A 15613-nucleotide genomic window follows, 5' to 3' on the forward strand; every position below is an offset into this window, starting at 1 on the left:
CGGGCACCCGAGGGAGCATGACTGTCGATCACAGCCGGGCACCGGTTCTGGAAGCTCTGGAGGACTATCACCGCAAGGGGCGGCTGGCGTTCACGCCGCCGGGGCACAAGCAGGCCCGTGGTGCCGATCCCGCGGTGCGCGCGGTGCTCGGGGACGCGGTGTTCCTGGGGGACGTACTGGCCTCGGGTGGTCTGGACGACCGGCTCACCCGGGGCCAGGTGCTGGAGCGGGCCCAGGAGCTGATGGCCGACGCGGTGCACGCGGACCACACCTTCTTCAGCACCTGCGGCAGTTCGCTGTCGGTCAAGGCGGCGATGCTGGCGGTCGCGGGTCCGCACGAGAAGCTGCTGATCGGGCGGGACGCCCACAAGTCGGTGGTGGCGGGGCTGATCCTGTCCGGGATCGAGCCCGTGTGGGTGGAACCGCGCTGGGACGCGGAGCGGCACCTCGCCCATCCGCCGTCGGCCGAGGACTTCGAGCGGGCCTTCGACGCCCACCCGGAGGCGCGCGGCGCGCTCGTCACCAGTCCGACGCCCTACGGCGCCTGCGCGGACCTGCGGTCGATCGCCGAGGTGTGCCACCGGCGTTCGCGTCCGCTGATCGTGGACGAGGCGTGGGGCGCGCACCTGCCCTTCCACCCCGACCTGCCGTCCTGGGCGATGGACGCGGGCGCCGACATCTGCGTGACCAGCATCCACAAGATGGGCAGCGGCCTGGAGCAGGGGTCCGTCTTCCATCTGCGGGGCGATCTGGTGACGCCGGCGCTGCTGGGGATCCGCGCGGACCTGCTGGACACCACCAGCCCGTCGGTGCTGATCCACGCGGGGCTGGACGGCTGGCGGCGGCAGATGGCGCTGCGCGGCAAGGAACTGCTGGGCGCCACGCTCGATCTCGCGGCCGAGGTCCGGGCCGCCGTCGAGGAGATCGACGGGATGCACGTCAACGACCGCGACGACTTCTGCGGCCCCGGTCTGGCGGACGACTTCGACCCGCTGCCCGGCATCATCGACGTCGACGGCCTCGGGATCACGGGGTACCGGGCGGCGGACTGGCTGCGCGAGCACCGAGGTGTCGACATGCACCTCGTCGACCACCGCCGCATCGGGGCGCAGATCACCCTGGGCGACGACCGGGAGACGGCCGGCGAACTGCTCTCGGCGCTGCGGGACCTGGCACGGGCCGCCCGGGATCTGCCCGAGGCGCCGCGGGTGGAGGTGCCGTCCCCCGGTGAGCTGCGGATGGAGCAGGCCCTGCTGCCGCGGGACGCGTTCTTCGGGCCCGCCGAGGACGTGCCGGTGAGCGAGGCCGCCGAACGGGTCGCGGCGGAGATGATCACGCCGTACCCGCCCGGGATCCCGGCCGTCCTGCCGGGCGAGCGGCTCACCGAACCGGTGCTGCGCTATCTGCGCACGGGGCTGGCCGGCGGCATGAACCTGCCGGACCCGACGGACCCCGAGCTGGAGACGTTCCGGGTCGTCGCCGAGGACGCCGCGAACGCCTAGCACACCGCGAGCACCGGGGCGCGGGACGGCAGCGGGGTGAAACGGGTCACCCGACCCGGTTCCCATGTCCCGGAACCCCGAAAATGGTTTATCGTTCACCCATACGTGGTGACGGAGTCGACGTCCGGTCCTCCGTGCGCCACCGCTTGCGGCCCTGGCTGGTTTCCCCCGTCCAGCCAGGGCTTCTTCATGCCCGGCGCGGTGGACGCGCGGTGCGGCCGGGGGCCGGCGGGACGGCCGGTCCCGGTCCGGCGGCGGAACCTTCGTCCGCCGAGGTGCCCCGTACGGCGTCGGCGGCTGAAATGGGCGTAGGGAAAGCACCGGAACCGATGCCCGGCGAGGAGCCCCGTCCCATGACCAAAGCGATCAAACTCCTGACCGTCCTGCCTCCCCCGCAGCGGCAGCGGCTGACGGCGCTCGCCCGGGAGGCGTCGTTCCCCGAGGACGCCCGGATCTTCGAGGCGGGAGGCACCGCCGACCGCTTCTGGGTCATCCGCTCCGGCGCGGTGTCCCTGGACCAGCAGGTGAACCACCTGCACCGGGTGACGGTGGCCGGCCTCGGCGTGGGCGACCTGCTGGGCTGGTCCTGGCTGTTCCCGCCCTACCGGTGGGACTTCGGCGCCGTGGCCTTCAGCCCGGTGCGCACCTACGAGTTCGACGCGGCGGCCGTGCTCCGGCTGTGCGAGGAGGATCCGCGGCTCGGGCTGACCCTGGTGCGCGGGATCGCCGAGATCCTCGCCCACCGGCTGGAGATGACCCGGGGTCAGCTGCTGGAGCAGTACACGATGCACCGGCGGAGCGCGCTGTAGGGCCCGCCCGGCACGGACCGCCGGGCGGGCCCGGGCCGCCTCACACCCGGTAGCGGCGCAGCGCCGGCATCGCGGCGGCCAGGGCGAGCATCACGACGACGACCAGGATCCCGCCGCCGGCCACGGCCGTCCGGGGGCCGAAGGCCGAGCCCGCGGTGCCGTGCAGGACGTCGGCGAGCCGGGGGCCGCCCGCCACGACGACGGTGAAGACGCCCTGCATCCGGCCGCGCATCTCGTCGGTCGCGGCGGACAGCAGGATCGCCCCGCGGAACACCATCGAGACCATGTCGGCGATCCCGGCGACGGCGAGGAAGGCCACCGCCAGCCACAGGTTGCCGCTCAGCCCGGACCCCGCGACGGCGGCGCCCCAGACCACCACCGACCCGATGACCATCCAGCCGTGCCGGCGGGCCCGGGAGTACGTGCCGGAGAGCAGCCCGCCGACCACCGCGCCGATGGGTATCGCGGCGAACAGCAGCCCCAGCGCGAAGCCCTCGCCGTACGGGGCGAAGGTCTCGGCGGCGAGCTGGGGGAACAGGGCGCGGGGCATGCCGAGGACCATGGCGACGATGTCGGCGAGGAAGGACAGCAGCAGCACCGCGTGCCCGGAGATGTACCGGAAGCCCTCCACGATCTCCCGGACGCCCGCGCGGCGCGCCACCCGCGCGGTGAGCGGCGGCAGGGCGGGCAGGCGGTACACGGCCCACACCGTGGCGCACAGGGCCAGGGCGTCGATGAGGTACAGCTCGGGCAGGCCGACGACGGGGATGAGCGCACCGGCGAGCAGCGGCCCGGCCACCTGGCCGGTCTGCATGACGGTGGAGCCGAGGGCGTTGGCGGCCGGCAGCTCGTCCTCGGGGACCAGGCGGGCGATGCTGGCGCTGCGCGCCGGTGCGTTCAGTCCCCAGAACGCCTGCTGCACCGCGAGCAGGACCATCAGCACGGCCACGGACTCGAGCCCGGCGACCGCCTGGACCCAGAACAGCAGCGAGGTGACGGCGATGCCGGTGTTGGTGATCAGCAGCAGCGTGCGGCGGTCCATGCTGTCGGCGATCGCCCCGCCCCACAGCGCGAAGACGATCAGCGGCAGCAGTCCGGCCAGGCTCGCGGTGCCGACCCAGGCGGAGGAGCCGGTGATGTCGTAGATCTGCTTGGGCACGGCGACCGCCGTGAGCTGGCTGCCGACCGCCGTGACGGCGGTGGACGCCCACAGCCGGCGGTAGGCCGGGCGGCGCAGGGGGCGGGTGTCCATCGCCCAGCGGCGCCATCCGCGGCGCGGGGGTGCCGGAGGTGCCGGGCCGTCCGCCCGGGGTCCACTGCTGCTCTCGCTGGTGTCCACGACCGTCCTGGTTGGTGCATACATCTTCTTGGCCGGGGTTCAGTGTCGCAGCAGCGGATCTTCCCGGATCCCCGGCCCCGGGACCCGGGCAGGCTCAGCTTCCGGCGAGGAGGGTGACCCCGAGGACGATCATGGTGGTGGCGACCAGGGCGTCCAGGACGCGCCAGGCGGCCGGCCGGGCCAGGAAGCGGCTCAGCAGGCGGGCGCCGAACCCGAGCGCGGCGAACCAGCAGACGCTGGCCAGCGCCGCGCCGAGGCCGAAGGTCCAGCGCAGCGGGCCGTGGTCGGCGGCGACCGAGCCCAGCAGGAACACCGTGTCGAGGTAGACGTGCGGGTTGAGCCAGGTCATCGCGAGGCAGGTGAGCACGGCCCGGCGGCGCGACCGCGCCGGTTCGCCCGCCGTCTCCAGTCCGGTACCGGCCGGCCGGACGACCCGGCGGGCGGCCAGGGCGCCGTAGCAGAGCAGGAACAGGCCGCCGATCCAGCCGACCGCCGTCAGCGCGCCGGGCCACGCCACGACCACCGCGCCGACCCCGCCGACCCCCAGGGCGATGAGCGCCGCGTCGGACAGCGCGCAGATGCCGACGACGGCGGGCACGGCGTCACGCCGGATGCCCTGGCGCAGGACGAAGGCGTTCTGGGCGCCGATGGCGACGATGAGGGAGAGGCCGGTGCCGAAGCCCGCGGCGGCGGTGGTCAGGGTGCTGGTCATGACGGGGACGCTACGGGCGGAACCCTTGTGCAGTACAGCTAATGATTCTTACGTAACCTTAGTCCTCGTGATGGCAGACCTTCCCCTGGACCAGGTGCGGACCCTGCTCGCCGTGGTGGACGAGGGGACGTTCGACGCGGCGGCCGCCGCGCTCCATGTGACGCCCTCGGCGGTCAGCCAGCGGGTGAAGGCGCTGGAGCAGCGCACGGGGCGGGTGCTGCTGCTGCGCACCAAACCGGTGCGGCCGACCGAGTCGGGCGAGGTGCTGGTGCGGCTGGCCCGCCAGGTGGCCCGGCTGGAGCGGGACGCCTACGCCGAGCTGGGGGTGAGCGGGGCCGGCGAGCCGACCCGGGTGTCGATCGCGGTGAACGCGGACTCGCTGGCGACCTGGTTCCTCGGGGCCCTGACCGACGTGCCGCCCGAGGCGCGGCTCTGCTTCGAACTGCGCCGGGAGGACGAGGCCCACACGGCGGCCCTGCTGCGGGAGGGGACGGTGATGGCCGCGGTGACCTCGTCGCCGGACCCGGTGCCGGGCTGCTCCGTGCGGCATCTGGGGCGGATGCGCTACCTCCCCGTGGCGCACCCGGAGTTCGCCGCACGGCATCTCGCCGGATCGCTGCGGGAGGTGCTGCCGCGGGCGCCCGTGGTGGTGTTCGACCGGCGGGACGACTTCCAGGACGGCTTCGTCCGCCGGCTCACGCGCGGACGCGCCAAGGCCGGCCCGTGGCGGCACTACGTCCCGACGTCCGAGGGTTTCGTCGAGTCCGTCGCCGCGGGCCTGGGCTGGGGCATGGTTCCGGAGGCCCAGGCCGGCCCGCTGCTGGGCACCGGCCGGCTCGTGGTCTTCGCCCCGGACCGCGCGGTCGACGCCTCCCTGTACTGGCAGCAGTGGAAGCTGGACTCCCCCGCCCTGGCGGCGGTGGCCGACGCGGTCGCGGCGGCGGCGTCGCGGGCCCTGCGGGACTAGGGGGTGCCGGGCGGGGCCGGGCGGGATCGGGGAGGAGAGGGGGGATCGGGGGTCTTCCCCGGGGACGCGAGCCGGGCCTCGGCGCTGTCCAGGAGCATCTCCAGCGCCGTCGGGTAGGCGCTGGTGACCATGCGGGTGGCCAGGAGCGGCGCCGCTTCGGCGATGCGGGGGTGGGTGGCGGCGGGGAGGCGGGCGTAGGTCGAGCGCCACATCTCCTCGTCGGCGCGCTGCGCGGCGCCGGGCAGGGCCAGGGACGCGGCGTCGAGGGCGGCGAAGGCCAGCGTGGTGTCGATGAAGGCGTGGTAGACGCGGACCGTCTCCGGCAGGGGGAAGCCCGCGGAGCGGAGCACGTCCAGCACCGCCTCGTCGGCGGCCAGTTCGTTCGCGCGGCCGGAGACCCGGTTCGCGGTGAGGACGGCCGCCTGCGGGTGGGACAGGTAGGCCGCGTGGATGCGCAGCCCTACGGCCCGCAGGTCGGCACGCCACCGCCCGGTCGGGCGCCAGCCGCGCAGCGCCCGGCCGATGAGCGCGTCGCCGAGGGCGAGGGTCAGCTCGTCCATGCCGCGGAAGTAGCGGTACAGGGTGCTCGGGTCGCAGTCCAGGGCGAGGCCCAGCCGGCGGGCGGTCAGCCCCGCGCCGCCGTGCTCGCGCAGCAGCCGCAGCGCGGTCTCGACGATCAGCGCCTCGGACAGGACCCGGCCGCTCTTCGTCGGCCTGCGGCGGCGCCGCCGCTCCTCCGGGACCACGCGTTTCGGCATCGCCGTCTCCTCCCGCCGGGCTCTTATGCCAACGCCATTGACCTTACGTCGGCGCACGGCGTTGTATCTCCGGCCAGGGACCCCGTCCCGTCTGCCGTCCACGAGGACGGACCTGACGGAACCGAGACGGACCTGAACGAATCGACACGAACCAAGACGAACCCGAGAAGAAAGGGAGTGCTCGTCATGCGCGTACTGCTCGTGGGAGCGGGCGGAGTGGGCACCGCGATCACCCGGATCGCGGCCCGGCGGCCGTTCTTCGACCGGATGGTCGTGGCCGACCACGACCCGGCCCGGGCCGAGGCGGCGGTCGCGGCCCTCGGCCCGGACGGCGCCCGCTTCCGCGCCGAGCGCGTGGACGCCGGCGACGAGGCGCAGGTGACGGCGCTGCTCGAGCGGCACGGCTGCGACGTCCTGCTCAACGCCACCGACCCCCGGTTCGTGATGCCGCTGTTCCGGGCCGCGCGCGGCGCCGGCGCCACCTATGTCGACATGGCGATGTCCCTGTCCCGGCCGCATCCCGAGCGGCCGTACGAGGAGTGCGGGGTGAAGCTCGGCGACGAGCAGTTCGCGCAGGCCGGGGAGTGGGCCGAGGCGGGCGCGCTGGCGCTGGTCGGCATGGGGGTGGAGCCCGGCCTGTCGGACGTCTTCGCCCGGTACGCCGCCGACGAACTCTTCGACACCATCGAGGAGATCGGTGTCCGCGACGGTGCGAACCTCACCGTGGACGGCTACGCCTTCGCGCCGTCCTTCAGTATCTGGACCACCATCGAGGAGTGCCTCAACCCGCCCGTGGTCTACGAGGCGGAGCGCGGCTGGTTCACCACCGAACCCTTCAGCGAGCCGGAGGTCTTCGACTTCCCCGAGGGCATCGGCCCGGTGGAGTGCGTGAACGTCGAGCACGAGGAGGTGCTGCTCGTCCCGCGCTGGGTCGACGCGCGCCGCGTCACCTTCAAGTACGGCCTGGGCCGGGAGTTCATCGACACCCTCAGGACGCTGCACCTGCTGGGTCTCGACCGCACCGCGCCGGTGACCGTCCCCGGGCCCGAGGGGCCGGTGGAGGTCTCCCCCAGGGACGTGGTCGCCGCCTGCCTGCCCGACCCGGCGGCGCTGGGCGACCGGATGCGCGGCAAGACCTGTGCGGGCACCTGGGTGCGGGGGGTGAAGGACGGGGCGCCGCGGGAGGTGTACCTGTACCACGTGGTCGACAACGAGTGGTCCATGGCGGAGTACGGCTGCCAGGCCGTGGTGTGGCAGACCGCCGTCAACCCGGTCGTGGCCCTCGAACTGCTCGCCACGGGCGCCTGGTCCGGCGCGGGCGTCCTCGGTCCGGAGGCGTTCCCCGCCGGGCCGTTCCTGGACCTGCTGACCGCCTACGGCTCCCCCTGGGGCATGCGCGAGCAGTGACGTGCCGCACCCGTTCCGCTGTTTCACCGTGTGCCGACAGGTCACCCGAAAAGGAGCAAGGCACCCCCAAGGGTGCGCATCCACTCCGATCGCAGGTGACTTTCGATGGAAAACTGGCGAAACCGCGCGGCCTGCAGGACCGAGGACCCGGACCTCTTCTTCCCGATCGGCACCTCCGGACCGGCCCTGCTGCAGACGGAGCAGGCCAAGGCGGTGTGCCGACGCTGTCCCGTCCGGGAGCAGTGCCTCCAGTGGGCGCTGGACACGGGGCAGTCCATCGGAGTGTGGGGCGGCACGAGCGAGACGGAGCGGCGTGCGCTCAAGCGGCGTATCACCGCACGGCGCTCTTCGGGTTGACCCCGCCTCCGGGCCTTCCCGCGGCCCCTCGGCATCGTCCGGGGCCGGCCGCGCGGGCTCTCCCTCAGCCGCCGGTCCGGCGCAGTGGCCCCCAGGGACCCTCCTGGCGGGCCACTTCCGTCTTCGCCTCGTCGATCACCGAGGGGTCGATCCAGCACACCGGGCGGACGTCCGTGACCAGCGGTTCGTTGTCGGGGCCGCGGCCGTTCTCCCGGCCCTCGAGCACCCAGGGCCGCACGCCGGGGCCCTTGTCCCGCGGCAGGTGCGCGTAGTCGTGCAGCCGTCGGGCCACCCACAGCCCCACCGGCCGGTCCTGCCACCACCGCTCCACGTCGAGCGGGTTCGCGGACAGGCCGGGCATGGACACGCCGGTGAGCTCGTCGGTGCTCGTCACGGCGGGCAGGTCGGTCGCCGGGCCGCGGGACCAGCGCACGTACAGTCCGCGGTCCCGCTCGACCAGAGCGGTGAGTTCGGCAAGGGTCCTGACGACCGGCATGCCGTCCGCTGTGCCCATCGGCGACCTCCCTCCACGACGCAGTACCCGCCCAGCAGAAACGGAATCGACTCTTCCGCCACGGGCGTCCGTCCGCGCGCCGCCGGGTACACCGCAGTACGCTCGCGAAACACCACCGGAAGGAGCCGAACCATGAGCGTGCGGGTGCGCCGAGTCCACGAACCGCCCGAACCGGACGACGGGGTCCGCGTCCTGGTCGACCGGCTGTGGCCGCGCGGTCTGACGAAGGAGGCGGCGCGGGTGGACGAGTGGCCCAAGGGGCTGACCCCATCGACCGAGCTGCGCCGCTGGTACCACGCGGGCGAGGGGACGTACGAGGAGTTCCGCGGGCGCTACGAGGCGGAGCTGGCCGCTCCCGAGGCCGCCGGACTCCTGGACCGGGTGCGCGAACTCGCCGGGAAGGGCCCCGTGACGCTGCTGACCGCGTCCAGGACGCCGGAACGCAGCCACGCCGAGGTGCTGGCCCGCCTCCTCGAGGACTGAGGGGCGGGCCGCACCGCGCGCCCTACGCCGTTTGCCCGGCCGCCGCCCGCCCCGCCGCGCGGCCCGAGAACAGGCAGCCGCCGAGGAAGGTGCCCTCGAGGGCGTTGTAACCGTGGACGCCGCCCCCGCCGAAGCCCGCGACCTCCCCGGCCGCGTACAGCCCCTGGACCGGCCGGCCGTCGGCACCGAGCGCACGGGAGTCGAGGTCGGTCTGGATGCCGCCGAGGGTCTTGCGGGTGAGGACGTGCAGCTTGACCCCGATCAGCGGGCCGGCCGCCGGGTCGAGGAGGCGGTGCGGGGTGGCGACCCGGCCGAGGCGGTCGCCGAGGTAGCGGCGGGCGTTGCGGATGCCCTGCACCTGGGCGTCCTTGCTGTACGCGTTGCCCATCTGGAGGTCCCGGGCCTCGATCTGGCGCCGGAGGCCGGCCGCGTCGAGCAGGGGCTCGTCGGTGAGCGCGTTCATCTTCTCCACCAGCTGCTCCAGGGTGGGGGCGGTCACGAAGTCCGCGCCGTTGCGCAGGAACGCGTCCACCGGTCCGGGGGCGCCCTTGCCCAGGACCCGTTCGCGCAGGAACCCGGCCCGGTCCTTGGCGGTGATGTCGGGGTTCTGCTCGGAGCCCGACAGGGCGAACTCCTTCTCGATGATCCTCTGGGTGAGGACGAACCAGGAGTGGTCGTACCGGGCGATGTCCTCGGTGGTGCGCAGGTGCTTCAGCGTGCCGAGGGTGTCGTAGCCGGGCAGGCAGGGCTCGGGCAGGCGGCGGCCGAGCGCGTCGAACCACATCGAGGACGGTCCGGGCAGGATGCGGATGCCGTGTCCGGGCCAGATCGGGTCCCAGTTGCGCAGGCCCTCGGTGTAGTGCCACATGCGGTCCCGGTTGACCAGCCGCACGCCCGCGCGGGCACTGATGTCGAGCATCCGCCCGTCGACGTAGGCCGGGACGCCCGTGACCATCTCGCGGGGCGGGGTGCCGAGCCGCTCGGGCCAGTGGCGGCGGACGAGGTCGTGGTCGGCGCCGATGCCGCCGCTGGTGACGATCACGGCCTGGGCGGTGAGCTCGAACGCGCCGATCTCCTCGCGGCTGGAGGCGACCCCGCGCGGCGCGTCGTCCTCGGCGAGCACCGTGCCGCGCACCCCGCGCGCGGCGCCCTCCTCGACGACCAGTTCGTCGACCCGGTGGCGGTGGTGGAAGGTGAGCAGTCCGTCGCGCGCGGCCTGCCGGGCGTACCGGACGAAGGGTTCGACGACCCCGGTCCCGGTGCCCCAGGCGATGTGGAAGCGGGGCACGGTGTTGCCGTGCCCGTCCGCGCGGAGGTCGCCGCGCTCGGCCCAGCCGACCGTGGGCAGGAACCTGATGCCGTGCCCGTCCAGCCAGGACCGCTTCTCCCCCGCCGCCCACTCGACGTAGGCCCGTGCCCAGCGCACCGCCCAGCTGTCCTCGTCGTCCAGCCGGTCGAAGCCCGCGCTGCCGCGCCAGTCGCTCCAGGCGAGCTCGAAGGAGTCCTTGATGCCCAGGCGCCGCTGCTCCGGGGAGCCGACGAGGAACAGCCCGCCGAAGGACCAGAAGGCCTGGCCCCCGAGGTTGGCGGCGTTCTCCTGGTCGACCAGGGCGACCCGGCGGCCCCTGCTGGTCAGTTCGTGGGCCGCGACCAGGCCCGCGAGGCCCGCTCCGACCACGATGACGTCGGCGTCCATGACGAGAAGTCCCTCCCTCATCCGCGCCCGTGCGCGGCCGGCTCGGTGCCGTCGGTGAGCAGCGCGGTCAGCAGTTGTCTCAGCCAGACGCGGGCGCCCGCGACGTCCCGGTCCAGCAGCAGTCGGGTGGTGACGCCGTCGTACGCGGCGACCACGGCGTGCGCGGCGCCGTCCGCGTCGCCCAGGACGGCGGGCAGTTCGGTGTGGCCGCGGGCCCGGGCCAGCCGGTCCGCGACGGCCCGCCGCAGCCGCGCCCGGTGCTCCAGCAGAGCGCGCGCCACCTCCGGGTCGCGGGCGGCGTGCACCAGGAAGTCCGTCTTGACCAGCAGCCAGTCGCGGTCGAGCAGCAGCACCTCGGCGACCCGGTCCACGGCGGCGGGCACGTCGAGGTCGGGTCCGCCCCGGGCGAGGGCTTCGGACACCTGCTCCGCGATCAGCTCGGCGCGCTCCGCGTACAGCGCGAAGAACAGCTCGTCCAGGCCGGAGAAGTTGGAGTAGAAGGCGCCCCGGGTGTAGCCGGCGGCCTCGCAGACCTGCTCGATCGAGACGTGCCCGAAGCCCTTGGCCGCGAACACGGAGAACGCCGCCCGGAGGAGGTTCGCGCGCGTGCGGGCGCGGCGCCCGGTCACGCGCCCGGCCGTGCCGTCCGCCCCCATGTCCGCCCCTCCGCCGTCCGTCCCCGCGTTCGATACGGGAACGTATCCGATGCACCGGTGCATCGAAAGCCCCCGGAGCGGTGGAAGCCTGTCCTCCTCCGCCCCGCTCCTCCACACTGGGCCGCACCTTCGGGCGGGGAGGGACGATGGGCGCGGACGCGGGGCGGCCGGCGGACGCCGGCCGGCGCGGGGAGCTGGACGTGCTGCGCGCCCTCGTCGTCCTCGGGCTGGTGTTCTTCCACTCCGCCCTGGTGTTCTCCCCGGACGACGACTTCTACGTCAAGGACCCGCGGACCACGGACGCCGTCACCGTCCTCGCCGGGTTCGGCGTGGTGTGGGCGATGCCCCTGCTCTTCCTGGTCGCCGGCCTCGGCGCCCGGCACTCGATCCGCCGCCGCGGGGCCCGGGGGTTCGCCCGGGAGCGCCTGCTGCGCCTGGGCGTCCCCCTGGTCTTCGCGACGCTCGCGCTGTGCCCCCTGCCCCAGTGGCTGCGGCTGCGCGCCGCCGATCCCGGGTACGACGAGCCGTACGGGCGGTTCTGGCCGCGCTTCTTGACCGTCCGCCCGGACCTCGCCGACTTCCCCTTCGTCCTGGAGGGGGACCACTTCGAGACCGGGCACCTGTGGTTCGTGGTGCTCCTGCTCACCTTCTGCCTGCTGCTCGCGCCGGTCGCCGCCCGGCTCGCGGCCGCCGCCGAGCGCGCCGCCCCCGCGCTGCGGCGCCGGCCGGGACTGCTCCTGCTGCCCGCGCTGCCGCTCGCCGCGGTCAACGCGCTGCTGGGCATGGAGGAGGGCTTCGCGGGCTGGAACCGCTGGGCGTATCTGCTGTTCTTCCTCCACGGGTTCGCCCTCGCCGACGACGAACGGGTCCGTGGGACGACGCGCCGCGCGGCCGTCCCGGTCGGTGTGCTCGGGCTGGTGCTGTTCGCCGGGACCGCGCCCGGATTCGTCGCGGGGGACGACCCGTTCACGGCCCGCTCCCCCTGGGCGCTGTGCACCCGGGCGCTGTTCGGGGCGGCCGGCTGGTGCTGGGTGGTCGCGATCCTCGGCCTGCTGGACCGGCCCGGGCGTCCTCGGGCGCGGGCGGAGCGGGGCGGCCGGGCCGCGGTGCTGCGGTATCTGACGCCCGCCGCACTGCCGTGGTACGTCCTGCACCAGCCGGTGGTGGTCGCCTTCGCGTACGGGGTGGTCGGGTGGCCGGCCCCGACGGCCGTCAAGTACGCGGTGATCGTGACCGCTTCGCTGGCGGTGATCCTCCTGGTGTACGAGTACGGGGTGCGCAGGAGTCCGGTGACGCGCTTCCTGTTCGGGATGCGGACCGGATCCCGGGCTCCGGCCGCCGGGACGCCGCCGAGGCCGGACCCGCGGCTTCCGCCGTCCTCCTGACCGATCTGCTTTGCTGGTGCCGGAGAACGGGACGGCGGGAGCGCGGGGCGGCCATGCGGGCGGATGTGCGGCACGTGGCGGACGGCACCTACCTGGTGCACGGCGCCCACACCAACTGGGTGATCCTCACGGAGGGGGACGCCGTCACACTGATCGACACCGGCTACCCCGGCGACCGCGAGCGGCTCCTCGACTCGCTGGCGCAGGTGGGCTTCTCCCCGGAGGCGGTGGCCGCCGTGCTGATCACCCACGCCCACACCGACCACCTGGGCTCCGCCGAACACCTGCGGGCCGCGTACGGCACGCCCGTCCACGCCCACGAGGCCGAAGTCCCGCACGCCCGGCGGGACTTCCTCCACCAGGTGAGCGTCGGGCGGGTCCTGCGCAACGGCTGGCGCCCGGGTGTGCTGCCCTGGGCGCTGCGCGCCCTGCGCTCCGGCGGGACGGCCGACGTGGCGGTCGCCGCGCCCGAGCCGTTCCCCCGCCCGGGCCCGCTCGACCTGCCCGGTCGGCCCGTCCCCGTGCCCACGCCCGGGCACACCGACGGGCACTGCGCCTTCCACCTCCCCCGCGTCGGGGTGGTGGTGTCGGGCGACGCCCTGGTCAGCGGTCATCCCACCTCGCGGATCGGGGGACCGCACCTGCTGCCGGACATGTTCCACCACGAGCGCGCCGCCGCCGTGGCCTCGCTGGACGTCCTGGCGGAACTGGAGGGCGATCTGCTGCTGCCCGGGCACGGGCCGCTGCACGAGGGACCGGTCCGGGACGCGGCCCGTCTGGCCCGCGAGCGCGCGCAATAGGGTTGGGTGAGGACCACCCGCGAGACGAGGACACCCCAGGCATGGCCCTGCAGATCAACGCGACCAACCCGGAGCACCCCGCGCTCCTGTTGGCGCTGCCGTGGCACCTGCCCCTGGAGGAGTGGCCGGAGGAATACCTGGTGCCGCTGCCGCGCGGCATCTCCCGGCACGTGGTGCGCTACGCCCGCGCCGGCGACGAGGTGATCGCGGTCAAGGAGCTCGCCCGGCGGCCCGCGCTGCGCGAGTACGAGCTGCTGCGCGACCTGGACCGGCTCGGCATCCCCGCGGTGGACCCGCTCGCCGTGGTCACCGGCCGCACCGACCTGGCCGGGCAGCCGCTGGAGAGCGTCCTGGTCACCCGGCACCTCGGCGGTTCGATGCCGTACCGGTCGATGTTCGAGACGACGCTGCGGCCGGCCACCGTGCACCGGCTGATGGACGCGCTCGCGGTGCTCCTGGTGCGGCTGCACCTCACCGGCTTCGCCTGGGGCGACTGCTCGCTGTCCAACACGCTGTTCCGGCGGGACGCGGGCGCCTACGCCGCCTACCTCGTGGACGCCGAGACCGGCGACCTGCACCCCGAACTGAGCGCCGGCCGGCGCGAGTACGACCTCGACCTCGCCCGCGTCAACATCAGCGGCGAGCTGTTGGACCTGGAGGCCTCCGGAGCGCTGCACCCGTCGGTCGACCCGGTCGACTTCGGCACCGGCATCTGCGCCCGCTACCGGGACCTGTGGACCGAGCTGACCCGCACCTCGGTCTACCCGGCGGGCAAGTACCACTACATCGAGCGCCGCATCCGCCGTCTGAACGAACTCGGTTTCGACGTGGCCGAGATGCAGATCGAGCGCGCCTCCAACGGCGACACGGTCACCTTCGTGCCCAAGGTCGTCGACGCCGGGCACCACCAGCGGCAGTTGCTGCGCCTGACCGGGCTGGACACCGAGGAGAACCAGGCCCGGCGGCTGCTGAACGACCTGGAGAGCTGGATGGCCACCCAGGACGACTACGCCCCCGCCGGCTCTCGGCCGAGCCCGGGCGGGAGGCACCCGCACGGCGCCCGCCCGGAGGTCCTGGCCCACCGCTGGGTGCGGGAGGTGTTCCGCCCCACCGTGCGGGCCGTCCCGCCGGAGCTGCGCGGTGCGACGGACCCGGCGGAGATCTACCACGAGCTCCTGGAGCACCGCTGGTACCTCTCCGAGCGGGCCCAGCACGACATCGGCATGGACACGGCGGTCGAGGACTACGTCAGGAACATCCTGCCGAGGACCCGGGACGCGCTGCGGCCCCCGGCCGGCTGAGCCGACCGGGACGGGGCCGGATCAGGCCTGCGGCACCACGGTCACCGGGCAGTCCGCGTGGTGCAGCACCCCGTGGGCCACCGAGCCGATCCGGGCGCCGACGGCCGTGCGGCGGTCGCGGCGGCCGACGACCATCAGCTGGGCCGTGCCCGCCACCGACAGCAGCACCTGGCCGGCGCTGCCCATCTCCACGTGCTCGACCACGTGCACGTCCGGGTAGCGCTCCCGCCACGGCGCGAGCGCCGCCGCGAGGGCCTTCTGCTCGAACGGCTCCAGTCCGCCGGCCTCGTCCAGGAGCTGCAGCGAGGCCGGGCTGTAGGCGAACATCGGCGGCAGGGTCCAGGCGCGCACGGCGCGGAGGGTGGCTCCGCGCCTGGCGGCGGCCTCGAAGGCGAAGCCGAGCGCGGCGGCGCTGTCCTCCGGGTCGCCGTGCTGGCCGACGACGACCTCGTGCCCGGCGACCTCGTTCGACGGCCGGTCCCCGGCCCGGACGAACACCACCGGCCGCCGGGCCTCCACGATCACCTGCTGGCCGACCGAGCCGACCAGGAAGCCCATGATCCGTCCGTGCCCGCGCGAACCGAGCACCAGCATCTCCGCGTCCGCCGCGACGCCGACCAGGGTCTCGACGGCGTCGCCCTCGAGGACGTCCGTCGTCACGGCGAGGTCCGGATGCCGCTCGGTGACGGTGCGGGCCGCCTCGCCGACCGCCTCGCGCACCCACCGCTCCTGCGTGGCGGCGTCCCCCGTGTCCACCGCGTCGTGCGCCTGGAACCGCCAGGCGTGCACCACCCGCAGCGGCAGTCCGCGGCGCACCGCCTCCCTCGCCGCCCAGGCCAGCGCGGCGAGGCTCTCCTCGGTTCCGTCGATCCCTGCGGTGATCGGGCGCGTCATGCGGTTCCTCCCGGTGTCGTGGTCACTGCGCGC

16 protein-coding genes are annotated in these 15613 nt (G+C 74.3%); 9 read left to right on the plus strand and 7 right to left on the minus strand.

From position 1 onward, the window contains the following. Window positions 1-17: 17 nt before the first annotated feature. Entirely contained in the window at window positions 18-1502 is a 1485-nt protein-coding gene (locus CP969_RS05490; protein ID WP_016827546.1) for an aminotransferase class I/II-fold pyridoxal phosphate-dependent enzyme, read from the plus strand. A gap of 353 nt (window positions 1503-1855) precedes the next feature. Further along, window positions 1856-2311, plus strand: coding sequence for a cyclic nucleotide-binding domain-containing protein (locus CP969_RS05495; RefSeq protein WP_004991956.1), 456 nt, complete (start codon window positions 1856-1858; stop codon window positions 2309-2311). A gap of 40 nt (window positions 2312-2351) precedes the next feature. On the opposite strand, the gene CP969_RS05500 is transcribed toward CP969_RS05495, so the two are convergent. After that, window positions 2352-3650 (minus strand): MFS transporter, encoded by a 1299-nt coding sequence (locus CP969_RS05500; RefSeq protein ID WP_026085398.1) that lies wholly within the window; start codon window positions 3648-3650, stop codon window positions 2352-2354. A gap of 94 nt (window positions 3651-3744) precedes the next feature. Then, window positions 3745-4362: a LysE/ArgO family amino acid transporter gene (locus CP969_RS05505; protein ID WP_004991953.1), complete on the minus strand. Its 618-nt coding sequence runs from the start codon at window positions 4360-4362 to the stop codon at window positions 3745-3747. Window positions 4363-4432: 70 nt separating this feature from the next. Between CP969_RS05505 and CP969_RS05510 the strand changes: the two genes are divergently transcribed. Then, window positions 4433-5329: a LysR family transcriptional regulator ArgP gene (locus CP969_RS05510; RefSeq protein WP_016827544.1), complete on the plus strand. Its 897-nt coding sequence runs from the start codon at window positions 4433-4435 to the stop codon at window positions 5327-5329. On the opposite strand, the gene CP969_RS05515 is transcribed toward CP969_RS05510, so the two are convergent. Beyond that, a complete protein-coding gene (locus tag CP969_RS05515) occupies window positions 5326-6087 on the minus strand; it encodes a TetR/AcrR family transcriptional regulator (RefSeq protein ID WP_004991947.1) in 762 nt (253 codons plus the stop codon). The genes CP969_RS05510 and CP969_RS05515 overlap by 4 nt on opposite strands. Window positions 6088-6273: 186 nt before the next feature. Between CP969_RS05515 and CP969_RS05520 the strand changes: the two genes are divergently transcribed. Both CP969_RS05520 and CP969_RS05525 read left to right on the plus strand, forming a co-directional pair. Next, window positions 6274-7494, plus strand: coding sequence for a saccharopine dehydrogenase family protein (locus CP969_RS05520; protein ID WP_026085396.1), 1221 nt, complete (start codon window positions 6274-6276; stop codon window positions 7492-7494). Window positions 7495-7599: 105 nt separating this feature from the next. After that, window positions 7600-7851 carry a WhiB family transcriptional regulator gene (locus CP969_RS05525; RefSeq protein WP_004991940.1) on the plus strand — a complete coding sequence of 84 codons (252 nt, stop codon included), beginning with the start codon at window positions 7600-7602 and terminating at the stop codon, window positions 7849-7851. Between the two features lie 64 nt (window positions 7852-7915). Here CP969_RS05525 and CP969_RS05530 read toward each other — a convergent pair whose 3' ends face one another. Then, window positions 7916-8365 carry a DUF6098 family protein gene (locus CP969_RS05530; protein WP_004991938.1) on the minus strand — a complete coding sequence of 150 codons (450 nt, stop codon included), beginning with the start codon at window positions 8363-8365 and terminating at the stop codon, window positions 7916-7918. A gap of 132 nt (window positions 8366-8497) precedes the next feature. On the opposite strand from CP969_RS05530, the gene CP969_RS05535 reads away from it, so the two are divergent. Further along, entirely contained in the window at window positions 8498-8848 is a 351-nt protein-coding gene (locus CP969_RS05535; protein ID WP_004991937.1) for a DUF488 domain-containing protein, read from the plus strand. 22 nt (window positions 8849-8870) lie between these two features. Here the strand turns inward: CP969_RS05535 and CP969_RS05540 are convergent, their stop codons facing one another. Next, entirely contained in the window at window positions 8871-10544 is a 1674-nt protein-coding gene (locus tag CP969_RS05540; RefSeq protein ID WP_004991933.1) for an FAD-binding dehydrogenase, read from the minus strand. Window positions 10545-10561: 17 nt separating this feature from the next. Further along, on the minus strand, window positions 10562-11200 hold the full coding sequence (locus CP969_RS05545; protein ID WP_016827542.1) for a TetR/AcrR family transcriptional regulator: 639 nt from the start codon (window positions 11198-11200) through the stop codon (window positions 10562-10564). Between the two features lie 146 nt (window positions 11201-11346). Here CP969_RS05545 and CP969_RS05550 point away from each other — a divergent pair, with 146 nt between their 5' ends. Genes CP969_RS05550 through CP969_RS05560 form a run of 3 tightly spaced genes read left to right on the plus strand, consistent with a single transcriptional unit; the run spans window position 11347 to window position 14686 of the window. Further along, window positions 11347-12585 carry an acyltransferase family protein gene (locus CP969_RS05550; protein WP_016827541.1) on the plus strand — a complete coding sequence of 413 codons (1239 nt, stop codon included), beginning with the start codon at window positions 11347-11349 and terminating at the stop codon, window positions 12583-12585. A 53-nt stretch (window positions 12586-12638) separates the two neighbouring features. Further along, entirely contained in the window at window positions 12639-13385 is a 747-nt protein-coding gene (locus CP969_RS05555) for an MBL fold metallo-hydrolase (protein ID WP_004991923.1), read from the plus strand. Window positions 13386-13426: 41 nt separating this feature from the next. Next, a complete protein-coding gene (locus tag CP969_RS05560; RefSeq protein WP_016827540.1) occupies window positions 13427-14686 on the plus strand; it encodes a DUF4032 domain-containing protein in 1260 nt (419 codons plus the stop codon). 21 nt (window positions 14687-14707) lie between these two features. Here the strand turns inward: CP969_RS05560 and CP969_RS05565 are convergent, their stop codons facing one another. Beyond that, window positions 14708-15580, minus strand: a complete 873-nt coding sequence (locus CP969_RS05565; protein WP_004991918.1) for a universal stress protein — start codon at window positions 15578-15580, stop codon at window positions 14708-14710. Window positions 15581-15613: the final 33 nt, after the last annotated feature.

It is taken from the genome of Streptomyces viridosporus T7A (assembly GCF_008704515.1).
GTDB lineage: Bacteria > Actinomycetota > Actinomycetes > Streptomycetales > Streptomycetaceae > Streptomyces > Streptomyces viridosporus.